The organism is Larkinella knui, from assembly GCF_003858645.1.
Classification (GTDB): domain Bacteria; phylum Bacteroidota; class Bacteroidia; order Cytophagales; family Spirosomataceae; genus Larkinella; species Larkinella knui.
The window spans coordinates 336,874-362,075 of record NZ_RQJP01000003.1; the positions used below are offsets into that span (position 1 = coordinate 336,874).

General features: G+C 52.2%; 20 protein-coding genes. 6 read left to right on the top strand and 14 right to left on the bottom strand.

Annotation, left to right across the window (positions count from 1 at the left end; all coding sequences use genetic code 11):
• Position 1 precedes the first annotated feature (1 nt).
• Complete coding sequence (locus tag EHT87_RS15420; protein ID WP_124907546.1) at positions 2–1,072, top strand: DUF4249 domain-containing protein; 1,071 nt, start codon at positions 2–4, stop codon at positions 1,070–1,072.
• A gap of 82 nt (positions 1,073–1,154) precedes the next feature.
• On the opposite strand, the gene EHT87_RS15425 is transcribed toward EHT87_RS15420, so the two are convergent.
• From EHT87_RS15425 to EHT87_RS15440, 4 genes are all read right to left on the bottom strand, one after another.
• Complete coding sequence (locus tag EHT87_RS15425) at positions 1,155–2,654, bottom strand: RagB/SusD family nutrient uptake outer membrane protein (RefSeq protein ID WP_124907547.1); 1,500 nt, start codon at positions 2,652–2,654, stop codon at positions 1,155–1,157.
• 86 nt (positions 2,655–2,740) lie between these two features.
• Positions 2,741–5,602 carry a SusC/RagA family TonB-linked outer membrane protein gene (locus EHT87_RS15430; protein ID WP_124907548.1) on the bottom strand — a complete coding sequence of 954 codons (2,862 nt, stop codon included), beginning with the start codon at positions 5,600–5,602 and terminating at the stop codon, positions 2,741–2,743.
• Positions 5,603–5,820: 218 nt separating this feature from the next.
• The gene (locus EHT87_RS15435) at positions 5,821–6,801 is read right to left on the bottom strand and encodes a UDP-glucuronic acid decarboxylase family protein (protein ID WP_124907549.1); all 981 of its coding nucleotides are present in this window, start codon (positions 6,799–6,801) and stop codon (positions 5,821–5,823) included.
• Between the two features lie 140 nt (positions 6,802–6,941).
• A complete protein-coding gene (locus EHT87_RS15440) occupies positions 6,942–8,273 on the bottom strand; it encodes a UDP-glucose dehydrogenase family protein (protein ID WP_124907550.1) in 1,332 nt (443 codons plus the stop codon).
• Positions 8,274–8,590: 317 nt separating this feature from the next.
• On the opposite strand from EHT87_RS15440, the gene EHT87_RS15445 reads away from it, so the two are divergent.
• Complete coding sequence (locus EHT87_RS15445) at positions 8,591–9,745, top strand: acyl-CoA dehydrogenase family protein (RefSeq protein ID WP_124907551.1); 1,155 nt, start codon at positions 8,591–8,593, stop codon at positions 9,743–9,745.
• Positions 9,746–9,811: 66 nt separating this feature from the next.
• Here the strand turns inward: EHT87_RS15445 and EHT87_RS15450 are convergent, their stop codons facing one another.
• From EHT87_RS15450 to EHT87_RS15475, 6 genes are all read right to left on the bottom strand, one after another.
• Positions 9,812–10,009: a hypothetical protein gene (locus EHT87_RS15450; protein ID WP_124907552.1), complete on the bottom strand. Its 198-nt coding sequence runs from the start codon at positions 10,007–10,009 to the stop codon at positions 9,812–9,814.
• Between the two features lie 136 nt (positions 10,010–10,145).
• The gene (locus tag EHT87_RS15455; RefSeq protein ID WP_124907553.1) at positions 10,146–10,916 is read right to left on the bottom strand and encodes an SDR family NAD(P)-dependent oxidoreductase; all 771 of its coding nucleotides are present in this window, start codon (positions 10,914–10,916) and stop codon (positions 10,146–10,148) included.
• A 209-nt stretch (positions 10,917–11,125) separates the two neighbouring features.
• Entirely contained in the window at positions 11,126–13,726 is a 2,601-nt protein-coding gene (locus tag EHT87_RS15460; protein WP_124907554.1) for an MGH1-like glycoside hydrolase domain-containing protein, read from the bottom strand.
• Between the two features lie 174 nt (positions 13,727–13,900).
• Positions 13,901–15,043: a serine hydrolase domain-containing protein gene (locus tag EHT87_RS15465; protein ID WP_124907555.1), complete on the bottom strand. Its 1,143-nt coding sequence runs from the start codon at positions 15,041–15,043 to the stop codon at positions 13,901–13,903.
• A 19-nt stretch (positions 15,044–15,062) separates the two neighbouring features.
• Complete coding sequence (locus EHT87_RS15470; protein WP_124907556.1) at positions 15,063–15,644, bottom strand: hypothetical protein; 582 nt, start codon at positions 15,642–15,644, stop codon at positions 15,063–15,065.
• Positions 15,645–15,791: 147 nt separating this feature from the next.
• Entirely contained in the window at positions 15,792–16,658 is an 867-nt protein-coding gene (locus EHT87_RS15475) for a LytR/AlgR family response regulator transcription factor (protein ID WP_124907557.1), read from the bottom strand.
• Positions 16,659–16,965: 307 nt separating this feature from the next.
• Here EHT87_RS15475 and EHT87_RS15480 point away from each other — a divergent pair, with 307 nt between their 5' ends.
• Positions 16,966–17,883 carry an SPFH domain-containing protein gene (locus tag EHT87_RS15480; RefSeq protein ID WP_124907558.1) on the top strand — a complete coding sequence of 306 codons (918 nt, stop codon included), beginning with the start codon at positions 16,966–16,968 and terminating at the stop codon, positions 17,881–17,883.
• Between the two features lie 2 nt (positions 17,884–17,885).
• Complete coding sequence (locus tag EHT87_RS15485; protein WP_124907559.1) at positions 17,886–18,344, top strand: NfeD family protein; 459 nt, start codon at positions 17,886–17,888, stop codon at positions 18,342–18,344.
• Between the two features lie 95 nt (positions 18,345–18,439).
• Here EHT87_RS15485 and pafA read toward each other — a convergent pair whose 3' ends face one another.
• On the bottom strand, positions 18,440–20,095 hold the full coding sequence (gene pafA, locus EHT87_RS15490; protein ID WP_124907560.1) for an alkaline phosphatase PafA: 1,656 nt from the start codon (positions 20,093–20,095) through the stop codon (positions 18,440–18,442).
• A gap of 99 nt (positions 20,096–20,194) precedes the next feature.
• Here pafA and EHT87_RS15495 point away from each other — a divergent pair, with 99 nt between their 5' ends.
• Positions 20,195–20,923, top strand: coding sequence for a fatty acid desaturase (locus EHT87_RS15495; RefSeq protein WP_124907561.1), 729 nt, complete (start codon positions 20,195–20,197; stop codon positions 20,921–20,923).
• A gap of 71 nt (positions 20,924–20,994) precedes the next feature.
• Here EHT87_RS15495 and EHT87_RS15500 read toward each other — a convergent pair whose 3' ends face one another.
• Positions 20,995–21,969 (bottom strand): polyprenyl synthetase family protein, encoded by a 975-nt coding sequence (locus tag EHT87_RS15500; protein WP_124907562.1) that lies wholly within the window; start codon positions 21,967–21,969, stop codon positions 20,995–20,997.
• A gap of 231 nt (positions 21,970–22,200) precedes the next feature.
• On the opposite strand from EHT87_RS15500, the gene EHT87_RS15505 reads away from it, so the two are divergent.
• The gene (locus tag EHT87_RS15505; RefSeq protein ID WP_124907563.1) at positions 22,201–23,118 is read left to right on the top strand and encodes a patatin-like phospholipase family protein; all 918 of its coding nucleotides are present in this window, start codon (positions 22,201–22,203) and stop codon (positions 23,116–23,118) included.
• A 12-nt stretch (positions 23,119–23,130) separates the two neighbouring features.
• Here the strand turns inward: EHT87_RS15505 and EHT87_RS31520 are convergent, their stop codons facing one another.
• Both EHT87_RS31520 and EHT87_RS15515 read right to left on the bottom strand, forming a co-directional pair.
• Positions 23,131–24,204, bottom strand: a complete 1,074-nt coding sequence (locus EHT87_RS31520) for a nuclear transport factor 2 family protein (protein WP_221622027.1) — start codon at positions 24,202–24,204, stop codon at positions 23,131–23,133.
• Between the two features lie 65 nt (positions 24,205–24,269).
• The gene (locus tag EHT87_RS15515; protein WP_124907564.1) at positions 24,270–25,136 is read right to left on the bottom strand and encodes a glycerophosphodiester phosphodiesterase family protein; all 867 of its coding nucleotides are present in this window, start codon (positions 25,134–25,136) and stop codon (positions 24,270–24,272) included.
• Positions 25,137–25,202: the final 66 nt, after the last annotated feature.

Consider the following 25,202-nt stretch of genomic DNA (forward strand, 5'->3'; position numbering starts at 1 on the left):
GATGAAACTTGTATCCCTCTTTATAACACTGGTTTTGGCAACATTGCTTTGCCAGTGTGTTACGCCGATCAACCCCGACGTCCGGACCCTGGCACCCACCCTGGTGGTGGATGGACTGGTGACGGACCAGCCCGGCCGAAGTCGGGTAACCCTCAGTCTAACAGCCGACTATACCTCGACATCCCTCAACTACCTGGTAGAAAAAGCAACGGTTTTTGTGACCGATAATACCAATCAGCGTACTACTTTTGGTGAAATATCGCCCGGCTATTATCAACCCGATGCCAGTTGGCGGGGGAATAGCGGCCAAACGTATACGCTTCACATCCGGCTTTCCGATGGAAGGGAGTACCAGTCGAAGTCGGAACGGCTTAAGCCCGTTGCGCCCATCGACTCCATCTATGTTGACTACAGCCAGCAATTGAAGTTGGGCACCGATTCGTTTGATAAAGGGTTTGATGTTTCTCTCGATTTGAAAGATCCGGCTAACCCGGACGACTGTTACCGCTGGAGTTGGGTCCATTACGAACCTCTTGTTTACTGCGGTCTCATCAAAATTCTCGAATGTCCAACCTGTAACACGTACACCACCTATGGCTTAACGTGTTGCAACCGCTGCTGGGACGTTATCCGGTATCAAAACCTGATCAATATTACCAGCGACAATGCCATCAATGGCAATCGAATCAGTCGGCGGCCCATTCTGCGGGCACCTTTTAATTCGTACCAGCCTTACTACGTGGAAATCGAGCAGCAATCGCTGACCAAGGAAGCCTTTACGTATCTATCTTCCCTAAAAGACATGGTTCAGAATACCGGTGGCATTTTTGATGCTGCCCCCGCTCTACTGGTGGGCAACATCAGTAGCGTCAGTAAATCCGATGAACTGGTATTAGGTTATTTTGGAGCTTCGGCCATGATCATTCGTCCGCTTTACATCGACCGGAGTAAAGCCCCCGGTACGCCCGATATCATTCTTGCTCCTCCACCGCAGCCGCCCCCCACGTCGTGTGCAGAATGTGTAGAAACCCCCGGCCGAACCCAAAAAGCACCGAAATGGTGGGTGTTTTAGAAGAAAAAAGACCAAACACGGACGAACGAAGGCCTGGCCCTGTTTCGATAGGCCGTGTTTGGTAATCCGTATGGGGTAGTCACTACCACCCCGGATTCTGCGTCAGGTTGGGATTGAGCTGGCGTTCTTTGGCCGGAACAGGAAATAGGTAATGCTTTTTTTCATCGAAAGGCCGGCCTTTCGACGTCAGTTCGAGATACGCTTTTTTCCAGCGAACCAGGTCACGCCAGCGGTGCCCTTCCAGCCCCAGTTCCACAACCCGCTCGTGGGCGATCCACTCCATAAAGGCGGTTTTCGACAAACCGGGGTCGAGTTCCTTCAACCCCGCGCGTTTCCGAACCCGATTGACGGCAGCATAGGCATCGGCGGTTGGTCCCGAGGCCGAATTGGTGGCCTCCGCAAACATCAAAAGCACGTCAGAAAACCGCAAAAGCCGGATGTTGACGTCCGAACCCGTCGTCCAGTCGAACTCGTTTCCGCCATCTTTCTGGTATTTTCGAACCGCAAAATCAACCGGCAAAATATCAAACCAGGATTTGTATTCGAGTACTTTGTAGTAATCCAATCCGTCAAATTTGCTGCCTTGTGGCCCAAAAACCGACGCCAGCAATCGGGTATCGCCCGTTTCGAACTGCTTCACGTACCATTCCGACGGAATGACGTTGTTGTAGGCCCGGCCCCGCACGCCCATTTCCAGCGGTCGCAAACCGCCCGTTCCGCATTCGTCGCAGAAGGCCCCCGGATCAACGGTGGTCGAAAACTGAACTTCGAAGAGTGACTCTTTATTATTTTCGTTGGTATTCGTGTGGTTATCCCGGTAATTCGGCACCAGATCGTACACGTTCGAATCGATGATTTCTTTGAACAGTTTCGCAGCAGCCCCATAATCAGCCGGGCTGTTGGTCAGGTTGGCCCGGTAAAGAGTCGCTTTTGCCCGAAATCCTTTGGCGGCTCCGCTCGTTGCCCGGCCAATTTCGTCCCCTTCGTAGGAAACCGGCAACCGTTTTTCAGCCTCTTCAAAGTCTTTCAAAATGGCGGCATACACCTGTGAAACCGCAATCCGGGTGGGCTGCTTCTCCTCGGGCTTACTCACATCGACCACTTTCAGAATGAGCGGAACATCGCCAAAATTGGTGACCAGAATGAAATAATACATCGCCCGCAAAAAGTAGGCTTCCCCCAGCAACCGGCTTTTTTTGGCCTCATTCATCGAAACCCCGGGAATGCGGGTGATCGCCAGATTAGCCCGGTAAATGCCCTGATAACAACCCGTCCAGAGGAAATTAAAGACCTCATTTGAAGCATCGGCTTCGGCTTCCCGCATCAAAACCAGGCTCGGGCTGGTCGAAACGGTTGCGCTGGTTTCGTCCGACATCAATTCCTGGGTCAAATGCATGATCTGGGAATACAGATCCGGCGATGCCAGCGTCGCATACGCAGCATTGACCGCCTTGAGCGCATCTTCTTCGGTTTTATAATAATTGTCCGTGGTCAGTTCATTGACGTTCTGAACGTCCAGCGCTTTGTCGCTACAACCGGCTACCAACCCGGCAATTAGCAAAAGTGTACTTATTTTTTTCATATGAGCTCTGTTTACAGTTTTCAGTTTCCGGTTGGCGACGCCTTCAGCTTTGCGTCAGTCAACCGGAAACTGAAAACCGTAAACCATTAAAAATTAAGTTGTATACCGCCCAAAAACATCCGCGACTGCGGTTGCTGGGCCACATCGAGTCCTTCGGACAGCGCCTGATTGCTGGCAAATTCGGGGTCGAAACCGGAATATTTTGTCTTTGTGAACAGGTTTTGCGCACCAACATACACCCGCAACCGGCTGGCACCGAAGCCCGATGTCAGCGATTCGGGCAGTGTGTAGCCCAGTTGCAGGGACTTCAGCCGGAAGTAACTGCCGCTCTCAACAAAGCGGTCCGACGGGCGAAAATTGCGGGTTCCGGACGCATCGGCGCGGGGCTGCGTGGTCGACGGTTTCTCGCGCGTCCAGCGGGCGAGCACCTCCGTTCCGGCATTATACCGCCCCTGGTAGCCATTGAGCCAGTACGCATTGGCATTGTACAGCTGATTGCCCGACGCACCCTGCAACAAGACCGACAGATCGACTCCCCGGACACTTACTGAAGCCGTAAAACCGTAATAGAACGTCGGAATCGGACTACCCAGAAAGGTTTTATCGTCGTCGGTAATTTTACCATCCTTGTTCAGATCAGCGTACCGAATGTCGCCGGGTTCCGTGCCGGTCAAGCTGGGATTCTTGCTGATTTCGTCGCGGGTTTGAAAAATCCCCACCCGTTGAAAACCGTAGTAACTTCCCACCGGCTGGCCCACCGCCGTTGCCGTCACCCTTTCGTCTTGCACCAAGCCCCCAAAAACCGGCGTTGGCCGGTCGCCCAGAGAAATTACCTTATTTTTTTGCCAGCTGGCAAACCCGGTAAGGCTGTAGGAAAACCAGTCGTTGCTTCGTTCGGTACTAAAACTCAGATCGATACCGGAATTATCGATTGTTCCGGCATTGGTGAGCGGAGCCGCAGCGCCAACCGAGGCTGGCAGCGGAACTTCCACCAGCAAATCCGTCGTTCGTTTCCGGAAATAATCAACCCGAAGTTTTACGCTGTTATCCAGCGCCGTGACATCCAAACCCACGTTGCTCAGGGTCGTCGTCTCCCAGCGAACGCCGGGATTAGGCAGCGTATTCGGAAAAGCGCCAACACCCAGAAAAGCGTTGGTCGGACCAAAGGGATAATTGTAATTTTGCGCAATCAGGGATGCATATTGAAAATCGCCCACGTTATCGTTACCGGTTTTACCCCAGCTTGCCCGTAATTTTACGGTATTCAGATACGGCAGCGCTTCCATAAAATGCTCTTTATTGAGGTACCAGGCTGCTCCCAGCGACGGGAAAGCCCCGAAGCGGTGACCCGGCCCGAACCGGGACGAACCATCGCGCCGTAAAACCGCCGTTAACCAGTATTTCCGGCCGTAATCGTACGACAATTGCCCCATCAGACTCACGACGCGGTAAAATGCGTAGGAACCGCCCACCGTTCGGTTCCGCGACGACTGGCCCGCCGTCAGGGAGCGGATATCGTTGCCGGGCAGATCATCGGCGAAGGCCGAAACATCATTCGTACGGTAGGTCTGACGACTTCCGGCCAGCACTATCGCCAGGGAATGAGCATCCAGCGTGTGCGTATAACTCAGTTGGTGATGCAGCAGGGTGTTGTAACCGGTCTGTTTGGCCCGGGCCAGCGACGCCGTCAGGTTAATATTATATTCTCCCATGTTGAAAGCGGGCATGGAATAGGCGCGGTCGAAATTTCGCAGATCGAAGCCCAGCGTGGCGCGGTATTTCAACCCATCGAAAATCGTCCATTCGCCGAATAAATCACCAATCAAATTCAGCGACGTTTGCCGGTCGTTGGTCAATACCGACAAGCCGATGGGGTTCAGCGCGTCGTTGCTGGCGTCCAGATAGGTCGTTCCATTATAACCGCCGATCCGTTTGGGGTTGGTGATCGACAGATACGGCGCACTTTTTAGGGCCTGTTCGATGGGCGTCCGGCCGCTGGTTCCGTCATTGGCGTGCTGAACCGACTGGCTAACCGTCATGTTTTGCCCCACTTTCACGTTGTCGGCCAGATCAAAATCCGTGTTCAGCCGCATCGATAACCGCTCAAAATCAGCGCCTAAGATAACGCCGTCCTGTTTGAAATAATCGGCAGCGATCAGATAACGTGCCGATTCATTGCCACCCGCCACCGACACGTAAGCACTCCGAACCGGCGCGGGGCGAAACAAGGCGCCAAGCCAGTCGGTATTGGTTTTCAGCAGGGTATCCAGCGACGCCTGGTTGGTCAGTTTAAAAGCCGGAATCAATCCGCCATTGGAGCGGCTGTCGTTGATATAATCGACATACTGGCGCGAGTTGAGCAGTTGGGGAGCCTGGTTCGACCGCTGAACGCCCGTAAACAGATCGACGGTGACGCGGGGTTGGCCGGTATTTCCTTTTTTGGTTGTAATAAGTATGACTCCGTTGGCGCCCCGCATGCCATACAAACCCGCTGAGGTAGCATCTTTCAGAACTTCAACCGTCTCAATGGCGTTCGGGGCCAGCCAATTCAGGTTATCCGCTTGTCCGATAATCAGGCCATCAACTACGACTAAAGGGGTGGTATCGCCGAAGCGGCCCGGCCCATGAATCTGCAGGGTTGCGGCCCCACCCGGTTTCCCGGAATTGGACCGCACCAGCAAACCGGCGACCTGTCCCTGCAACGCCTGCAAGGCATTTGCCGTGACGATTCGATTGAGTTTTTTACCGGAAACCGTATCCGCCGAGCTGGTGTTTTGGTAGGCAGTCAGTCGGCCATTTCGGATGGAAAGCGAGTCATCGGGTTGGGGAATTAGGGTAGCGAAGGCAGGTAACTGAGCAGATAAAATAACGCTACAACTGGTGATAATGAGCTTGTTGCACGCTTTCTTTACCATTGAAAAACACCGAAAAAGCGGTGGGTGTATCATACCTGGAACGGGTTAGAGGAGGTAATGCCGAAAGTTAATTAACTCTTCCGTATCAAGAATAATACCAATAAAAAAATTAAAAAGCCCGCACGGTCCTGGAGATCATGCGGGCTTTAACGTACCGACGGACTAAAGTCCGTCTTTTGAAGATAGTTCGAATAATCTGACGTTTAAAATACGGACTAAAGTTCGTCGGTACGCGGGCTAAGTATGTCTGTTTATTTCTTTTCAAATTCGCGGTGGTAAGCCGCTTTATACAATTCTTCTTCCGGCAGACTCCGGAAATAATCATACGTAATCCGCAACCCTTCTTCCCGCGAAACTTTCGGTTCCCAGCCCAAAATCTGCTGGGCGCGCGTAATATCCGGACGCCGTTGTTTAGGATCGTCGGTGGGCAACGGCTTTACGATCAGCTTTTGCTTGGTGCCCGTCAGTTTAATAATTTCTTCACCAAATTCACGAATCGTTATTTCGCCGGGATTGCCGATGTTGACCGGATAAGCATAATCGCTCAATAAAAGCCGGTAAATGCCTTCAATGAGGTCATCGACGTAGCAAAAGGAGCGGGTCTGGCTTCCGTCGCCAAAAACCGTCAGGTCTTCCCCACGCAGGGCCTGCCCAATAAAAGCGGGCAAAACCCGTCCGTCATTGAGTCGCATCCGGGGTCCGTAGGTGTTAAAAATCCGTACAATCCGCGTTTCCAGACCGTGGTAGGTATGATACGCCATCGTGATTGCTTCCTGAAAACGCTTGGCTTCGTCGTAAACACCACGCGGACCAACCGGGTTGACATTGCCCCAATAATCTTCGTTCTGCGGATGAACCGCCGGGTCGCCGTATACCTCCGACGTGGAAGCGATCAGAACCCGGGCGTTTTTAACCCGCGCCAACCCCAGGCAATTGTGAATTCCCAGCGAGCCCACTTTCAGCGTCTGGATCGGAATTTTCAGGTAGTCGATGGGGCTGGCGGGCGACGCAAAATGGAGAATATAGTCCAGATCGCCCGAAACATGGATAAATTTCGATACGTCGTGGTGATAAAACTCAAAATTAGGCAGGTGAAAAAGATGCTCGATGTTTCGAATATCGCCCGTAATGAGGTTATCCATGGCAATGACGTGGTAGCCTTCCTTGATGAAGCGATCGCATAGATGCGACCCCAGAAAGCCAGCCCCGCCCGTAATTAGTACGCGTTTCATAAATAATTAGTCAGTTTTAGTTTATCGTTTATAGTCGAACAGCCTGCTGGTTTTCAGTGACTGAAAACCATAAACTTTAAACTATAAATTGCTTGCTTGATTTCTTAAATGAGCGTTTTAGCGTTTTTTTCCGATCCTGATCAGACACTTTGCGCCACTTCCGGCGTCACCGTTTCACGACCAATGCTGTAATAGGTATACCCGACTTCCTTCATCTGGTCGAGTTCGTAGACGTTACGACCGTCGAAAATCAGCTTGTTTTTCAGCAACAGGTTCATTTTTCCGAAATCCGGCGTACGGAACAGCGGCCATTCGGTCATGATCACCAGCGCGTCGGCATCGTCCAGGGCGGCATACGACGTGTGGGCGTAATTGATCTGATTGCCCAGGATGTTCCGCACATTGTCCATCGCTTCGGGATCGTAGACGGTCACTTTGGCTCCTTCCTGCAACAACGCCCGGATGTTTTCCAGCGCCGGCGCTTCCCGGATGTCATCGGTATACGGTTTGAAAGCCAGCCCCCAAACTGCAATGGTTTTTCCGGCCAGATTGCCGTCAAAATGTTTTTTGATGATCGGTAACAGCTTGCTTTTCTGCTTGTTGTTCACTTCCATAACCGACTTCAGAATCTTGAAATCGTACTCGTATTCCTGAGCGGTTTTGGCCAGTGCCTGCACGTCTTTCGGAAAACAACTGCCGCCGTAGCCGATCCCGGCAAACAAAAACCGCTTGCCAATCCGGCTGTCAGTTCCGATACCCCGACGAATGTCATCGACGTTGGCACCCGCTTTTTCGCAAAGGTTGGCGATTTCGTTCATGAATGAAATTTTAACGGCCAGAAACGCGTTGGCGGCATATTTAGTCATTTCGGCGGAACGTTCGTCCATGAAAATAACCGGGTTGCCTTGCCGAACCAGCGGAGCATACAGTTTATTCAAGACGGCTTTGGCTTTATCCGATTTCGTACCGATCACCACACGGTCGGGCTTCATAAAATCATCCACGGCCACACCTTCGCGCAGGAATTCCGGGTTCGAAACCACATCGAAGTCGATCTTGGCACCCCGCGAAATGTGCAGCCACACTTTTTCGGCCGTTCCCACGGGAACCGTACTTTTATCGACGATCACGGCGTACTGCTTCAGCAACGGCCCCAGATCATCCGAAACTTTTAGAATATATTTCAAATCGGCCGAGCCGTCTTCGCCCGGAGGAGTGGGCAGGGCCAGAAAAATAACCTCAGCGCCTTCAATCCCTTCGGCCAGGTTGGTCGTAAATTTCAGGCGACCTTCAGCGGTATTCCGGTTGAACAATACATCAAGGCCCGGTTCGTAGATGGGAATGATGCCGTTGTTCAATTTCTCAACTTTTCGCTCGTCGATGTCAACGCAGACGACCTGGTTTCCGGTTTCGGCAAAGCAGGTTCCTGTCACAAGTCCGACATACCCGGTTCCAATAACTGCTAATTTCATAGATAAGTGATTGTAGTATATACTAAGGATGGTTGAAAAAAGGCAAGTGATTTGTACTTTTTATATACCTTGTTTGCAGGACACAAAAATAGATTTTTTTGCTTAATTCTGGTGGCTCATTCCGGAATTTGTGATTCAGAGGTCGACTTTTCCCGGATAGTAGGCTGGTTCAATGCCAGTTAACCGCACGGATACCCACCCCCTGAATTGGTAGAACCGTTACCGGACTGATTTCGGAAGGAGTTTGGGGCTATCAATTTAATTTTGTAAATTATTACTAAAATACGTATAAAAATACCACACAGCACAGCTCGCTCATGACTTCAGAAATTGTAGAAAACCAAGTAGAAGCTATTTCGCAGCTGATTGCGCAAACCGTTCGTGACTTTGCTGCCCGCCAGATCCTGCCTTTTGTTCGGGAATGGGATGAAAATCAGCATTTTCCGCTCGAAACCATGCGTCAGTTGGGCGAATTGGGACTTCTGGGCATTTTAGTACCGCAAGAATACGGCGGGTCCGGGCTGGGTTACCGGGAATACGTTGGTGCCATTGTTGAACTGGCTAAAGTAGATGGTGCCATCGGATTGTCGATGGCGGCCCATAATTCCTTGTGTACGAACCACATTCTGACGTTTGGCAATCCGCAACAAAAGCAATTGTATTTGCCCAAACTCGCTACTGGTGAATGGATTGGTGCCTGGGGACTGACGGAACCCAACACCGGTTCTGACGCGGGAAATATGCGAACAGTTGCCGTTCGGGACGGCGACGATTGGATCCTGAACGGTGCTAAAAATTTTATAACGCACGGTAAAAGCGGCCATGTGGCGGTTGTCATTGCCCGAACGGGAGAACCCAATACGGCCCACAATGCCACGGCTTTCGTAGTCGAACGCGGCACACCCGGTTTTCTGGGTGGAAAAAAAGAAGACAAGCTGGGCATGCGGGCGTCGGAAACCGCCGAAATGATTTTTCAGGATTGCCGCCTTCCGGACAGCCAGCGACTGGGGGAAGTTGGCGACGGTTTTGTTCAGTCGTTGAAGATTCTGGACGGTGGCCGGATTTCCATTGCGGCCCTGAGCCTCGGTATTGCGCTGGGTGCGTTCGAACACGCCCTGAACTATGCCCAGGAACGGCAGCAATTTGGCCAGTCGATTGCCCGGTTTCAGGCCATCGCTTTCAAACTGGCGGATTTAGCCACCACGATTGAAGCGGCTAAACTCCTCACCTACCAGGCTGCGGATTTGAAGGATGCGGGAAAACCGGTCACCAAAGAATCGGCAATGGCTAAACTCTACGCGTCGGAAGTGGCCGTGAAAGCCGCCGACGAAGCCGTGCAGATTTTCGGCGGCTATGGCTATACGAAGGATTTTCCGGTCGAGAAGTTCTACCGCGACGCCAAGTTGTGCACCATTGGTGAAGGCACCAGCGAAATTCAGCGGGTGGTCATTTCGCGGCTCCTGCTTCAGTAAGTTACCCGAAAAAAGAAAAGGCGGGGAGATTTCCCGCCTTTTCTAGCTTTTCACAATTAAACCTAATCACTGATTACTCTTCTTTTGCGTCTTTTTCACTTCGGTCTTTTTCGTCACAACCTGGTGTTTACCGTGCTTGCCTTTCATTTTTCCTTCCTTCATGGCGGTGGTAGATGCGTCGGCTTTCGCTGGTTTTTCCTGGGCAAAGGCGGTTGGGGCGGCAAATAGGGCCACACAGACAGCGGCCATCATTAACTTCTTCATGATCTTGACCTGTTTAACATGATATAACCTTCCTACTGGCCGGTTTAGTGACAGAAAGATGCGTTTCCAGAATTAAAACCCTATTAAGTTTGATTTAAAAGAGGGTTAAACCTTTCCGCCTGTATTTCTTTCTGATTTATTGTTCCTCGTAATGATAGGTTAAACCGCCATCCACGAAGTAGGTGCTGCCGGTTACATACCCGGCGTCTTCACTCGCCAGAAAAGCCACCACGGCGGCCACTTCCTCCGGTTTGCCCAGGCGCTTCATCGGGATATTTTTCAGCACATGGTTGAGCAGTTCGGGCGTTTCCATCAGATGCTGGTTGATCGGTGTAGCCACTGCCCCCGGTGCAACGTTATTGATGCGAATGTTGAGCGGAGCCAGTTCGGTGGCCAGATTCCGGGTCAGCATTTTCAACCCTCCCTTGCTGGCGCAGTAGGCCGCAAAGTGCGGAAAGATAATTTCCTCATGCACCGAGCTCATGTTGACCACCACGCCGGGGCGGTTGTTGGCTTTGCAGTATTTTACAAAGGCCTGAATACCAAAGAATACGCCTTTCAAATTGGTATTCAGAACAAAATCATACTCCTCTTCGGTAACGTCCCAGAAGTCATGGTTACGCTCCACACCGGCATTATTGACCAGCGCATCGAGACTGCCAAAGGCCGCGATGGCCCCGTTGACCAGGTCGATAACATTTTTGGGGTCACTCACATCCGCAGCAATAAATTTGGCCTGCTGCCCCATGGCCGTAATCTGATCGATAATTCCCTGACCGCGCTCGTCAAATTTGCGGCCGTTCAAAATGATGTTGGCTCCTTCACTGGCCATCCGCAAGGCACAAGCCGCCCCGATGCCCTGTGAACTGCCGCTGATCAATACGTTTTTCCCTTCGAAACGTTTCATGCTTGTATAGGTTTGATACTGGTTGATACGTCTGGAACACGGATTGGGCGAATTTACGCAGATAAAAAATCCGTTTTTTGATCCGTTCAATCCGCCCAATCCGTGTTCCCATCCCCTTAGGGCGCGGGTTTTCATTTTGCCGCGTAGCCAAAAAGCAACCGACATCGCCGGATTGAGGAAGTAGCGATTTCAACAGACGTCGTGTTATGTTAGTCCAAAATGGCGACCAGGCCCGTCCAGCCGGTTTGGTGGCTGGCACCAAGTCCTTTTCCGGTATCGCCGTTAAAATACTCGTGAAATAAAATATAATCTTTAAAATGCTCGTCGGTCTGGAGCTTTTCGTTCTCCCCGAATACCGCCCTCCTCCCCTTTTCATCCCTGAGAAAAATGGCATTTAATCGTTTTGAAATCAGTTCGGCGGCCTCCTTAATCGTTGAAAACTGACCGGAGCCGGTGGGCAACTCGATTTTAAAATCATCGCCATAATACTCGTGAAAGCGGTATAAGGCCTGGACCAGCAGGTAGTTGACCGGCATCCAGATGGGTCCGCGCCAGTTGCTGTTTCCGCCGAACATACCGCTATCGCTTTCGGCCGGCGTATACCGCACTGAAAATTTTTCACCTTCAAGCCAGTAGTCATATGGGTGTGCGGCATAGGTTTTCGAGATTGACCGAATACCGTAAGGCGACAAAAATTCGTTCTCGTCCAGCATGCGTCGCAACAACGCCTTCATGCGGTGACCGCGCAAAAGACTGAGCAGGTGCATGTTATCCTCCCCGGCCTGCCCCTGCCAGTTGCTGATGAGGGCGGCCAGGTCGGGGCGCTGCGCCATAAACCACTTCATATGGGATTCGAGCCGTGGCAGCTTTCCCCACTTTCGGTCTTCCACGACCTGAGCCGCAAACAACGGAATCAGGCCGACCAGCGTCCGCACCCGCAGCCGACTCCACGACCCATCGGGCATCCGGAGCATATCGTAATAAAAACCGTCTTCTTCGTCCCACAGGCCCTGCCCTTCCACGTCGCCCATGTTGGCCATACTGCCAGCAATGTAAAAAAAATGCTCGCCGTATTTGATCGCCAGATCCTCGTAAACGGGATTATCGAGGGCCAGTTCCATGGCGATGCGCATCATCGTCAGCGAATACATCGCCATCCAGCTCGTTCCATCGGCCTGCTCCAGTTTGCCCCCGCCGGGCAGCGGTGCGCTGCGGTCAAAAACGCCGATGTTGTCCAGTCCCAGAAAACCGCCTTCAAAAATATTGTTGCCTTCGCTGTCTTTCCGGTTTACCCACCAGGTAAAATTGAGCATGAGTTTGTGCAAAACCCGTTGCAGGAATGCTGTATCCGGTTTTCCGTTCAGGGCTTCGTCGGCTTTATAAACTTTCCAGGCGGCCAGTGCGTGTACGGGCGGATTCACATCGCTGAAATTCCATTCATACGCCGGTAACTGGCCATTCGGATGCATATAGCGATCCTGCAACAAGAGCAGCAACTGTTCTTTGGCGAAGTCCGGGTCGATGGTGGCCAGGGCGATGCAATGGAAAGCCAGATCCCAGGCGGCAAACCACGGGTACTCCCACTTATCGGGCATGGAAATGACATCGGCCGCAATGACGTGTTTCCAGTCGGCGTTGCGGATGGTTTCCCGGCTTTCGGGGGGTGGAATCTCGCCCTTGTCGCCCTTGAGCCACGTATTGACGTTGTAATAATAAAACTGCTTGCTCCACAGCATTCCCGCCCAGGCCTGGCGTTGCACCCGCTTTTCATCCCCGGTTGCGGATTCTTTTTGCCGGGCCGCATAAAACGCATCGGCGTTGTTTTTCTGGGTAGCAACGATGGCATCGAAGTCGGCGAAAGGCTGCTCCGTTTCTTTGTTGGTCAGCCGCACCTTAAACACCTTGCCGCTTTTGGCGGGCACCGTTACCGGGTAATGGATGGAAACTTTGGTGCCGGTTTGCTGCGGATTCACCGTGTCTTTTTCGCCATTGACGACATAGTTATTGATGCCGTCTTTTACATAATCGGCGGTGTTGGGCGCATTGTACAAACGCCGGTTATTACTTTCGTTTTCGGTAAATAAAAACCGGACGTCACCTTCCGCGTAACAATAATAGTCGCCCAGATTCCGGGTTTTCAAGATCAGCGTGTTGGCATCGATCACCGAAATAACCGGTTTTTTGTCCGGCTCATTCCAGTCCAGGGTATTCCGAAACCACAAGGTGGGCAGCAGGTGCAAGGGTGCCGCTTCCGCCCCCCGATTATAAACCGTATAGGTGGCCAGAATGTCATGCTCATCGTTTTTAGCGTATTCGATAAACACATCAAAGTAGGCATCCTGATCGAACAGGCCGGTATCGATCAGTTCAAACTCCGGGTCAAGCCGGGTGCGCCGTTGGTTCTCCTCCTCCAGTTCCTGGTACGGAAACGCCTGCTGCGGATACTTGTAGAGCATTTTCATGTAGCTGTGGGAAGGCACATTATCGAGATAATAGTACAGTTCCTTCACATCTTCACCGTGATTCCCCTGGCGGTTGGTCAGGCCAAACAGGCGCTCTTTTAAAATCGAATCCTGTTCATTCCACAACGAAAGCGCCAGGCAAAGAAATTGCTCTTTGTCGCTGATGCCCCCAATGCCCTCCTCCCCCCAGCGGTAGGTTTTGCTACGCGCCATATCATGGCTAACCTCATTCCACGCATCCCCGTCGGCGCTGTAATCCTCACGAACCGTACCCCACTGCCGGTCACTGACATACGGCCCCCACGCCCGCCAGGTATTGCTGTATTTCAACTTATCAAATTCAGTCATGTTGTCTGTATTCTGTAGCGGCATTGCCAAAGCGCAGACGAAGTATCGATCCGCACGTTCCAGAATCGTTAAATTCTGCTCTATATACCGCATTACAGCCTGGATAACAACAACTGGTTTGTCTGCCCTATCAAAAAATGTACGGTTCGGCTAAAGATCCGTTGTGCGGTGTTCCTATTTCAGCAACTTCTCCACAAATGATTTGTCCGCTCCTCCGCCGTTGTTATTGAAAATGATGTACGTCGCCTTGGCATCGGGGAAATGAAACCAGTTGGTGTCCACACCCAATAACGTTCCGTTATGGCCCCAACCCATGCCCAGTTCCGGTGACGAATAGGATTCCAGGCCCAGCCCGTATTCATTGGTACCCTTCCGAACGGGCTGAATGGTCATCATTTCCTGTACTGAGGCCCGACCGATGATTTTTCCGCCGAAAAACGCTTCGCTAAATTTCAGCAAATCTTCCGCCGTGGAAATCAGTCCGCCATTGGCCTGTCCGTCAGAATCAGCGCGGTCGATGGCCGTAACATCCATCAGGTTTCCGTTGGCGTAAAAGTCGTTATACCCCCGGACCACGTTGCGGTCGTCGCGCCGGTCGAGGTAAGTGTGGGTAAGGCCGAAAGGGGTTAGAATCACTTCTTCCAAAACCGCCGGCAGACGCTTCCCCCGAATCTTTTCAATCAGTTTACCCAGCAACCAGAAATTGGTATTTGAATATCCGAACTGATCTCCCGGCTGAAAAACGAGTGCACGACCGTAAACGTACCGTCGAAGGAGTTCATCAGTCGATTTCTCAACCCGGCGGGATGGGTTATTGAGCAAATCAAGCTGATACTGAAGGTCATCGTTCGTCGGATCGGCAATACCGCTCGTATGCGCCAGCAGATGCCGAATCGTAATTTTGTGCGCATCCGGGATGTGGCCGACTACTTCGGGTAATACCGCTGCCAGATTGTCTTCCAAACGCAACTGGCCTTTTTCCTTCATCTGCATAATGACCGTCGCCACGAACACTTTGGTAATGCTGCCCGTACGGAACGAATCGTTGATGCGAAGGTCAGTCTGGTATTCCAGATTGGACTTGCCGTCGGCGCCGATCCAGACGGGATCATCGCCCCGCTTCAACAGCATAATGGTGCCGGGGATGTTCCATTTCCGGCGGAAGGCCTGCAATTCTTTCCGGTAAATCTGGTTTTGGGGATGGCCGGCATATTCGTCCGTCGAACCGGGTTCAGCCGCCGGTCCGGGAATCGGTTCGGTTTCGCACGCCGAGAGGAACAGGGCCATGAATGCGCTGATAATCAATTGTTTTTTCATGAGTAGTTGTTGTTTTACGCTATTGAAGAATCAGTCTTGCCCCCAAATGCAGTGCCTGATGGGGAAGTAAAATTTCACGGAATGGCATTTCGCCGAATAACTCGTAGCGGGCAAAAACCGCCGTTCGGTTGCGGAAGCGATACCCAAACCCGGCATTCACCGTCGGCATGAATTTGAGTTGAGTAGCCGGAGCTTTCCGGTAGTCTCCAGTCCTTTCGTCGCGTTCGTAGGACGGGGATACTGGCCGCAAAAGCAGCGCACCACCGCCCACCAACGCATCGGCATAGAAAGGTCCGACGTATTTTCGAAACCCAAATTCCGACTTAACAAATAAACCGGACTGCACCCGCGGATGGCGATAATAGCCCACGTTCAGCGTCTGGATGAGTTGCGAGCCGGGCCGGTTGCGGTAGTAAAGCTCGGTTCCGATTTTGAGTCCCATCCCGCCCGACTGAAGGTGTTTGAACGTCGGCAAACTGATGGATTCAGAGAATACACTGATGGTAACCGGCAGACCGCTTCGGGTCGCCGTTGGCTTCTGCGCTTTGATCGGTGTGGCCATAGGCAGCAGCATGACAAGGAGGACTTGTACCGTTTTCATGACTTTGTTCAGTAATTGTTGTTGGCTGCAAAATTGGCCTTTAAAACGATAAGGAGAGGCTTTTCGACCGCCCACCGGTCGGGGTTTCGGGGTGATCGGGCGAATTGAAAACGCGAATGGCAGGTCTGAAGAGCGGAGATTGTAAGGTTAGGCACCCATCCACTGCCGAAACTCGGCCACGCGCCGACGGCTAACGGCCACCTCTTCGGTATGGGCCGGTTGCAGATGCAGTACCAACCGCCCGGAACCGTCGTTTTCGACCTTCCGGATGGCACGCCGGTGGGTAATAAACTGGCGGCTCGTTCGAAAAAAAGCATCGGCGGGCAACCGTTCGCTCAGTTGTTCAAGCGTGGCATCGACGGTGAACGACTGGCTGTCGGTGGTTTTGACGATGCTGATTTCGTTCGTAATAAAAATGTAAGCCACCTGTTCAATGGAAACCGGCACAAATCCTTTTCCCTGATTGACCAGCAAGGTTTTCAACGCGGGAGTACGGTTTTCTATGGTCTCAGACCGAACTTCCGGCCCGGCCTGTAAGGCGGCCAGTTGTTGCACGAATCCGGCTACGGTCTGGCGGTGATACACGATCATCCAGTACAGGGTATACGCCAGGTGCAGGATGACAATGAAGAGCAGACCAATCGGCACGTCGTTGGAAATCGTGATCGATAAATCGAACGGGGGCGGCCTTTTCAGCACAAATTTGTTATAAATAACGCTAAAAACGGCAATAACCAGACCGGTAGAGGTGATCGCCAACCCACCCTGCGCAACCAGCCGTTGCAAGGGTTGATCCGCCCAGGAATACCGCCGGTCCATGGTCCGAATCAGCCAGCGGTTTAATTCCCAAAGCAGGATGTTGACCCCCATGATAACGGCCATATCCAGGTAAAATAAGGGATTCAGAAATAAATTACCCAGCGGAGACGGATCCCCGATAAACCGGAACAGAATAGCCCAGACCGGGATACCAATCACACGAACCCATTTATCGGGGTATTGAATAGCAACCATGACTATCGCATACGTTCAGGTTAATTTTCTTTTCGGCAGGGTCCATTCCCCGGCGATGGGCGAATACCGCAAATTACACGATTACTTCATTTTTCTCCATCCGTTCCCACAACCTTTCATTTACGGTTTTTTCTGCCTATCATCACACCGCTTGGAGTTATCCATCGAATTAGCCGAGATTTACCGTAACCAGATAAAAGAAGGGAGACCAAAGAGCAAAGACAGGCTATGGCCATTGCCTGCTGTTGGTCTCACGTCTCTTGTCTGTCATCGTTCTTCTTTTTTAACCTCTTAACCTGCACTTTCCATGGGATATGTATTTCTGACCCTTGTTATTCTGGCCCTGCTGATTGTTTTTATGACCGTTAAAGTGGTTCCGCAACAAACCGCCTACGTGGTGGAGCGGCTGGGCAAATTCTTCGACGTGCTGCAACCCGGTATTACGTTTATCATTCCGTTTTTCGACCGGGTCGCCTACAAACACAGCCTGAAAGAAACCGCCCTCGATATTCCCGAACAGATTTGCATCACCCGCGACAACGTGCAGGTGCGCGTCGATGGGGTGATTTTTATCCAGATCGTCGACGCCCAGAAAGCGTCGTACGGTATCGCCGATTACCGGTTTGCCGTGATTCAGTTGTCGCAAACCACCATGCGGAGCGAAATGGGCAAAATTGAGCTGGACAAAACGTTTGAAGAACGGACGACCTTGAATCAGGCGGTGGTGCGGGCCATCGACGAAGCCGCCATCGGCTGGGGCGTGAAGGTGTTGCGCTACGAAATCAAGAACATTACGCCCCCGCAGTCCGTTTTGAACGCGATGGAAAAGCAGATGCAGGCTGAACGCGAAAAACGGGCGGTGATTCTGCAATCGGAAGGTGAAAAACAATCGGCCATCAACATTGCTGAGGGCCAGAAACAGAAAGTGGTGCTGGAATCGGAAGGGGTGCGGCTGCGGCAGATCAACGAAGCCGCCGGGGAAGCCGAAGCCATCAAATCCATTGCCGATGCCACCGCCGAAAGCATCCGGAAAGTGGCAGCCGCCATCAACGACGAAGGCGGTATGGACGCCGTGCAACTGCGTGTGGCCGAGCAACTGGTCGATCAGTTTGGCAACCTGGCCCGTACCAACAACACGCTGATTCTGCCCGCCAATTTCGGCGATCTGGCATCGATTATTTCAACCGCCATGACGGTAGTCAAACACCAGGACAAAAAAGCATAACCATGGATTTCATCACCTGGCCTCAATTGTGGGTACTGCTCGGCATTCTGTTTCTGATTGCCGAGCTACTCAGCGTTTCGTTTGTCTTCACCTTTCTGAGTGTCGGCGCTTTCGTCACGGCCTTGGTTACGGTTCTGGGAATTACCCCCAATCTCACCACACAGCTATTCTGTTTTGCGGTCGTTACGGTATTAACACTGGTCACCGGCCGAAAACCGCTCCGGCGCTGGTTCGAATCCCGCACGAAAAAGCAGGAATACATCGAATCGGTTGGTGATAAAGCCACGGTGACGGAAACCATCCCCGCATCCGGCGAAGGCCGGATTTTCTACCGCGGCACGGAATGGGCAGCGGTTTCGGAACATCACGAGTCGATTATGGCAGGGCAAGCCGTGGTGATTCGGCGCATGGAGGGAAGCCGGGCGGTGGTTAGACCGGCGTCCGTCGGGAGTTTGTTGTAATGATTCTGGACGAGCTAGTTTTCAAGCAAAAAGCGACCGATACCGGTCGCTTTTTGCTTGATTCTTCCTTTCGATTTATGGGGTTCTGTCGACCCTTACTTGATCGCTTCCGCCACCGGGCTCCCAATGTTTCCACTGGGTTCCAGAATGTGCAGCAGGGCCGAAACCGTCGAGGCAATGTCGGCAATCTGCGTCCTGCGGGTGGTTTCGCCGGGTTTGATACCCCAGCCGTAAAAAACCAGCGGCACGTGCGTGTCGTAATTATAGAGCGTTCCGTGCGAGGTACCGCCTTTCTGGTACCCTTCCAGCCAGCCCGGTTGGGTAATCAGCAGGATGTCTCCGCTTCGTTTCGGATGGTAGACATTCCGTAAAAAAGGAAGCCAGTATTCCGGCACGGAGTTCGACCCGACGTCATGCAGGTTAATTACGTTCTGAATACCGGGATTTTTTAACAAAGCCAATCGAACCACTTCGACCGCATCGGCCACTTTTACCTTCTTTTCCCGCAGTAAATCGTGATTCAGATATACCTGGGCATTGGAATTGCCGATCACCCACTTGCCGGGGCCAAACGCGTCGGTCAGGGCTTTGACGGTGGTCGCAGCGATTTCTTTTCCTTCCAGAAAACCGCCCGGCAAACCCAGGCTCTGCGAAAAAGCCGGGTTGTCAGCGGCTCCGTGGTCGGCCGACAGAAACGTAAAATAATTGCCTTTACCGACCTGCGCATCCAGGGCCGTCAGCAACTCCGCCATCACTTTGTCCAGACGGAGGTATTCGTCCTCGATTTCAATGGAAGTTGGACTGAAGCGGTGACCAATGGCATCGGGCGACGAAAAACTGACACACAGAAAATCCGTCTCACTGCCTTTGCCTAAATTCTCCCCTTTCAAGGCCGCCACCGCCATTTCCTTGGTCAGCACATCCCCAAAGGGGCTGGTGCGCAGGGCCTCGTATTTACTGCCAAGCGACGCAATGGCCTGGTGCGGAAATACCGCCTTGGGCTCGCCCGCCAGCGGGTTTTCAAACGGCGTATCATCGACCGTACTTTCGGTGTATTGCGCCAGTGGCAAGGTGGTTTCCCAGGTCTGGGTCAGGTATTTATCCGACAGTTTGAGTGCGTTAAAATCCTTGGCCCACTGGGGCTGCTCCTTCATGTAAAACGTACTCGAAATCCAGCTTCCGTCTTTCGAATCGAACCAGTAGGCGGCATTCGCGGCATGTCCGGCAGGCAGGATGGCCCCCCGGTCTTTCATGGCAATACCGATCACTTTCGAACGGCCCTGCGTGGCAACCTTCAGCTGATCGGTAACCGTGGTAACGAGCAAATTACGCGGTGACATTTTCCCGGCCGACGAGGTATTCCCTACAGCTCTGACCGACGAATCTTCGACACAATAGACCGTCCGGTCGGCGGCCCGATCATACCAGTCGTTGCCGATTATGCCGGATATGGCCGGAGCCGACCCCGTATATACGTGGGTATGACCGGGTGCGGTAATCGTGGCGGCATAATGATAATGATTGTTGCGGGCGTTAAATCCATCGCGCATCATTCGTTTAAAACCGCCTTCCGTATATTTGTTGTAAAAGCGATACAGGTAATCATACCGCATCTGGTCGACGATGATGCCCACCACCAGTTTCGGGCGATTCAGCGTAGACGACGGAGTTTCCAGAACTTTCTTAGCGGCCGGTTGCGCGAATAGGGAGGCAGGCGCAAACAGAAATAATGCAAAACGGGCTAGTTTCATGCCGGGTAAAAGGAACTATTGAAAATGAGTTGGGTTACAACCCCAAAAGTAATGAACATTTCTGGTACGCGGGTCGTTAGCCGGTAAATGAATTGTTAAATGGTATCTTCTGCTAGTTCGTTTAAACCGGCACAAATTGGAAACCGGGGCCTTTACTTTGCCGCGGCCATTCTCCTGAGTTGGCTGGGAATGCTGATTTTTCTGCTCAATTTTACGATTGATTGGCAAAATCCGCTGGTCTACCTTTTTGTTCTGGTTCAAACCCACCTGTATACCGGCGTTTTTATTACCGCCCACGACTCCATCCACGGTGTCGTTGCGCCCAACAACAAGCGACTGAATGACGGGATTGGCTTTCTGTGTGCGACGCTGTTTGCGTTCAATAACTACAACCGGCTTCGCCAGAAACACCACCTGCACCACAAACACTCCGCCACCCACGACGACCCGGACTACCACGACGGCAATCCCGGTTTTCTGGCCTGGTATTACAGTTTTCTGAAAGAATACATCTCCGTGATCCAAGTTGTGCTGATGGCGGTTACCTACAATCTCCTGAAGCTCTGGTTTCCGATGGAAAATCTGATTGCGTTCTGGATGGTTCCGGCGGTATTGAGCACGTTTCAGCTCTTTTATTTTGGCACCTACCTGCCCCACCGGGGCGAGCACCACAACCCGCCCCACAACGCCCGCAGCCAGAAACTGAATCACATTACCGCCTTTCTGAGCTGCTACTTTTTCGGTTACCACGCCGAACACCACGCCTGGCCCTATTTGCCCTGGTGGAAGCTGCCGGAAGCGCGGGAAAGGAGGAATGATGGATTATGAATGATGAACGATGAATGGGCTGACGCGAAGCAATTCATCGTTCATCATTCATAATCCATCATTATTTTAACTCATTTACTCCGTTCAATCGTATACTGCACCAGGTGCTCCAGGGAAGTGCGGTAGCGGGAGTCGGGCAGGGTGAACAGCAGGGCTTTGGCTTCGTCGACGTAGCGGGTCATCACCGTCGTGGCGTACTGAATACCGCCCGATTTTTTCACAAAATCAATCACTTCGGCAACCCGCTTCGGGTTTTCACTTTCGTTCTTGACGATATTGATCATCCGGCGTTTTTCGGCCCATCCCGCGTGGTTGAGGGCGTAGATCAGCGGCAGTGTCATCTTCTTTTCCTTGATGTCGATCCCGAGCGGTTTGCCAACCTCCTCCTCCCCGTAGTCGAATAAATCGTCTTTGATCTGGAAAGCAATGCCCACTTTTTCGCCAAACATCCGGGCGGTCTCAATCGTTTCGGCCGAGGCATCGACGGAACGGGCTCCCACCGCACAGCAGGCTGCAATCAGCGTCGCGGTCTTCTGGCGGATAATTTCAAAATAGATGGCTTCCGTAATATCGAGTCGCCGGGCTTTTTCAATTTGCAGTAATTCCCCTTCCGATATTTCCTTTACCGCCCGATTGATCAATTTCAAAAAGTCGAAATCTTCGTGGTCAACGGCCAGAAACAGGCTCCGCGAAAGCAGATAATCGCCAACCAATACGGCAATCTTGTTTTTCCACAAGGCATTGACGGAAAAAAAGCTCCGGCGGTAGTTGGAGTCATCGACCACATCGTCGTGCACGAGCGTCGCCGTATGAATCAGTTCGATCAGGGCCGCCCCGCGATACGTCGATTCGTTGATTGGGCCGCAAACGCCAGCCGTCAGAAAAACGAACATGGGCCGAATCTGTTTGCCCTTCCGGCGCACGATGTAGTTCATGATCTGATCCAGAAGCATGACTTCGCTTTTCATAAACTGCCGGAATTTCTGCTCAAATGTTTCCATTTCGGCAGCAATCGGCGCTTGTATGTCCCGGATTGATAGTGGCATCGTTCACATCAGTTCGTCGGGCTGGACGAACCGTATTCAGGCCGCAAGTATACCACTCAAACGCGAGATCAGGACAATACTTCGTAAAAACTTCGTCCGGGTTGGAAGATTGGTGCTAAAAATGTAATGTTACAAACAATAAAAATGATGAATGATGGACGATAAATAAAAAGACGCCTGTCATTCCCGTTTACATTCATCGTTCATCGTCCATTATTCATCATTTCTTCCATGCGTGCACTGGTTTTAGGGGGCGGTTCGCTCAAGGGTGCTTTTCAGGCCGGTGCCATTCAGGCCATTCTGGAAACCGGTTTCGAACCCGAAGTCATTTACGGCGTGTCGGTGGGCAGTTTAAATGCGGCTTTTCTGGTTCACGAAGCCGGCAAGCAGTTTGCCGAACACGGCGCTGTAGACTGGAAAAAAGCCGGTCGCCAATTGATCGAATTCTGGATTCGAAACATCACACGCCCCGAAGACGTGGCCATCGTGCGACCGCGGTTTATGATGGGCTATAATACGTTGTTGAGTCGTTTCGATGGTTTGCTGGACAATGCTCCGCTCCAGGCGCTGCTCAAAACGCACATCAAACTTCCGATTCTGGTCAACAGCCCGATCAAGCTGAAAGTCGGGGCTGTCGATATCATTAAAGGGGATATGGTGTATACCAGCAACGACGACGAATCCATTCTGGATTATGTCATTGCCAGCAGTTCGCTGCCGTTTCTGATGCCCGCCGTCTGCATCGGCGGTGATCGCCAGAAGATGTTTCTCGACGGCGGTTTGCGCGAAGTGGCCCCGCTGCGGGAAGCCATCGACGACGGAGCCGTCGAACTGGTTTGCGTCGCCTGCCACGCCAAACACATTTTTACGGAGAAGTTCAACTACCGCAGTCTGCTGAATCTGGTCGAGCGGGTGAAAGACATTACGGTCAACCAGATTGTCAACAACGACATTGCCTGGGCCGAACGCTGGATCGAGCGTGAAAAATTACGGGGAAAAGACATGCACCTGACGCTCGTCCGGCCCCACGAACCGCTGTATTTGAACCTGATGCGGTTTTCGTCCGACGACATTGGGCGGCTGATCGTTCAGGGGTATCGGGATGCCACCATTGCGCTGCGGACGCAGGGAATCGGGCCAAAGGTGTAATGGCAGTACCCGTTACGATTCAATATTCATCGTTTTTATTTTCCCGCCCCGTAGCGTGTAGACGTGTTTGACCTGACTATCGGCCACCACCCGACCTTCCCTATCCTTAACGAACTGATGCACATCGGCTTCAATTTCTCCATTCGACCGGATTTGAAACGAAACCGGTGTTACCCGCGGATCCAATTGCTGCCATTGCCGCGTCCAGTAGTCCCGAACGGCTTCATGCCCATGCACAAAACCGCCCTCCCATCCGTTAGGCCAGTCAACGTCCGGCTGCATAAGGGCCAGCACAGCATCGATATCCCGCTTATTGAACGCTTCATAAGCCCGCTCAAGAAGTTTCAGGTTGTCCATATGCCGGTCAACCACATCCGAAATGATTCGCCAGACGCGTTGGGGTTCTAATTGGTACCGGATGGAAAGAGCATTGTTCAATGAACGGCGCAAAAGCGCTATTCCTTCCGAATGCCGGCGATCAAATTGCCGGGCAGACTCGGCTATCATCTCATCGTAGGTCAGAAAATGGAATTTGGTGTGGCTGTCGAAAACCGGTTCTTCAGCACTTTTTTCGGCCGCTTTGAAATTCGCGTACCAATGCCTGGCCAGACTACCAAATTCGTTCCGGAAGCCTCTATCCGCATAGATTTCCTCCACCAGCGCCTGATACTCCAAAACCAGTTTTCGAACCGTTGCATCGTCCGACAGATCCTGTAACCACCAGTCTGTCAGGTTGCCTTTTTCTGCGTCAAACGAGCGTCGATAAGCGGTTTTGAATAAATGGAGATACAGGCGGTACGCTTTTTCAAGTTCGTCATCCGGCAGGAGTGCGGTGCGGTTGATCCTGGTCCGGTCTTTCCTCAGCTGGACAACCGCAAGGTCCGTTTCGTTTAACGAACTAGCTGCAATAGCCTGATCGATATCGGCGTCAACGGTTTTCACCCCCCACAGGAGAAACGAGAGGTTCTGCATCCGCTTTCTTTTCTCACCGGTTTCCAGTTGGCGAAAGCGATCCAGCAGGCTGAAATCCGACTCGATACCCTGCCCAAACTGCACGATCTGTATTTCTTCCTCCAGGCTCAGCATGTTCGAATTCTCTTACAATGACGACACCAATGTAAGGGAATTTTACCATTATTTCTGTGAAATCTTCACTTTGCAAACAACGCCCGGACCTCCGCAGGCCGGTCGGTGGTCAGAATATCGGCTCCGGTCTGAAAAAACGTTCGGTACTCATTCGCCACTTCGGCGAGCGGTTTTTCGTCCAGATTACCGGGGCCGAAGGTGCTGACCGTACACGGAATCCCATCCTGATGCAGTCGTTCGTAAAACTCGCGGTTCTGCCGGGCCGATAAGCCGATCAGGTGGCGAAGCGACAAACCGGCTTTCTGAAGCGTTTCGCCGTGATTGGCCTCATTGAAACCAACCGCCACCCAGACGTCGGGATAGTTTTTCCGCACGCTGAGCGCATCCTCCGTCGAATAACAGATGATAAACACACTGTGCAGGGCTTTTTGGTCTACAATGGCCTTCATCACCTTCCGCAGATCGACGCCCGGTTTGGCGTCGATCGCCATCAAAACCCGACCAGCGCCCCATTGCAGCACCTCGTCGAAAGTCGGAATACGCTGGCGGGTGGGGTTGCCTTGTAAATCGCGGAGAAAAACCGCCTTCAGTTCGGCCCAGGTCATCGCCTTCAACGAGCCTTTTCCGGTGGTTGTCCGTTCAATTTCATCGTCGTGCAACATCGCCAACACGCTGTCTTTGGTCATCCGGACATCCATTTCGAGAATGGCCTCGGGCACCTGAGCGTACGTATGCCGGAAGGTTGCCATACTATTTTCCGTTTCCGAAGCCTGCGGACCGCCCCGGTGCGCCAGAATGAGCGGTATTTTACGATCCGGACGATACGCAAAAACCGCTTCCAGCGCCTTTCCGGTGGTGTACTTTGGTGCTTTCTGCGCAAAAACCGCAACCGAATTCAGCAGTAAAGACCCGACAAGAAGTAGCTTTTTCATAGTTCTGACGAAAAAATAACCCCCACCGAATGACTCCGGCGGGGGCGTTAATACGAATTTCAACTA

Coding starts and splice junctions, on each gene's coding strand:
- EHT87_RS15460 (WP_124907554.1), bottom strand. CDS start 13,726: ATGACTGAATTTGATAAGTTGAAATACAGCAATACCTGGCGGGCGTGG.
- EHT87_RS15505 (WP_124907563.1), top strand. CDS start 22,201: ATGCGTGCACTGGTTTTAGGGGGCGGTTCGCTCAAGGGTGCTTTTCAG.
- EHT87_RS15455 (WP_124907553.1), bottom strand. CDS start 10,916: ATGAAACGTTTCGAAGGGAAAAACGTATTGATCAGCGGCAGTTCACAG.
- EHT87_RS15480 (WP_124907558.1), top strand. CDS start 16,966: ATGGGATATGTATTTCTGACCCTTGTTATTCTGGCCCTGCTGATTGTT.
- EHT87_RS15475 (WP_124907557.1), bottom strand. CDS start 16,658: ATGGTTGCTATTCAATACCCCGATAAATGGGTTCGTGTGATTGGTATC.
- EHT87_RS31520 (WP_221622027.1), bottom strand. CDS start 24,204: ATGCTGAGCCTGGAGGAAGAAATACAGATCGTGCAGTTTGGGCAGGGT.
- EHT87_RS15420 (WP_124907546.1), top strand. CDS start 2: ATGAAACTTGTATCCCTCTTTATAACACTGGTTTTGGCAACATTGCTT.
- EHT87_RS15495 (WP_124907561.1), top strand. CDS start 20,195: ATGGTATCTTCTGCTAGTTCGTTTAAACCGGCACAAATTGGAAACCGG.
- EHT87_RS15430 (WP_124907548.1), bottom strand. CDS start 5,602: ATGATACACCCACCGCTTTTTCGGTGTTTTTCAATGGTAAAGAAAGCG.
- EHT87_RS15435 (WP_124907549.1), bottom strand. CDS start 6,801: ATGAAACGCGTACTAATTACGGGCGGGGCTGGCTTTCTGGGGTCGCAT.
- EHT87_RS15440 (WP_124907550.1), bottom strand. CDS start 8,273: ATGAAATTAGCAGTTATTGGAACCGGGTATGTCGGACTTGTGACAGGA.
- EHT87_RS15465 (WP_124907555.1), bottom strand. CDS start 15,043: ATGAAAAAACAATTGATTATCAGCGCATTCATGGCCCTGTTCCTCTCG.
- pafA (WP_124907560.1), bottom strand. CDS start 20,095: ATGAAACTAGCCCGTTTTGCATTATTTCTGTTTGCGCCTGCCTCCCTA.
- EHT87_RS15515 (WP_124907564.1), bottom strand. CDS start 25,136: ATGAAAAAGCTACTTCTTGTCGGGTCTTTACTGCTGAATTCGGTTGCG.
- EHT87_RS15470 (WP_124907556.1), bottom strand. CDS start 15,644: ATGAAAACGGTACAAGTCCTCCTTGTCATGCTGCTGCCTATGGCCACA.
- EHT87_RS15425 (WP_124907547.1), bottom strand. CDS start 2,654: ATGAAAAAAATAAGTACACTTTTGCTAATTGCCGGGTTGGTAGCCGGT.
- EHT87_RS15500 (WP_124907562.1), bottom strand. CDS start 21,969: ATGCCACTATCAATCCGGGACATACAAGCGCCGATTGCTGCCGAAATG.
- EHT87_RS15445 (WP_124907551.1), top strand. CDS start 8,591: ATGACTTCAGAAATTGTAGAAAACCAAGTAGAAGCTATTTCGCAGCTG.
- EHT87_RS15485 (WP_124907559.1), top strand. CDS start 17,886: ATGGATTTCATCACCTGGCCTCAATTGTGGGTACTGCTCGGCATTCTG.
- EHT87_RS15450 (WP_124907552.1), bottom strand. CDS start 10,009: ATGAAGAAGTTAATGATGGCCGCTGTCTGTGTGGCCCTATTTGCCGCC.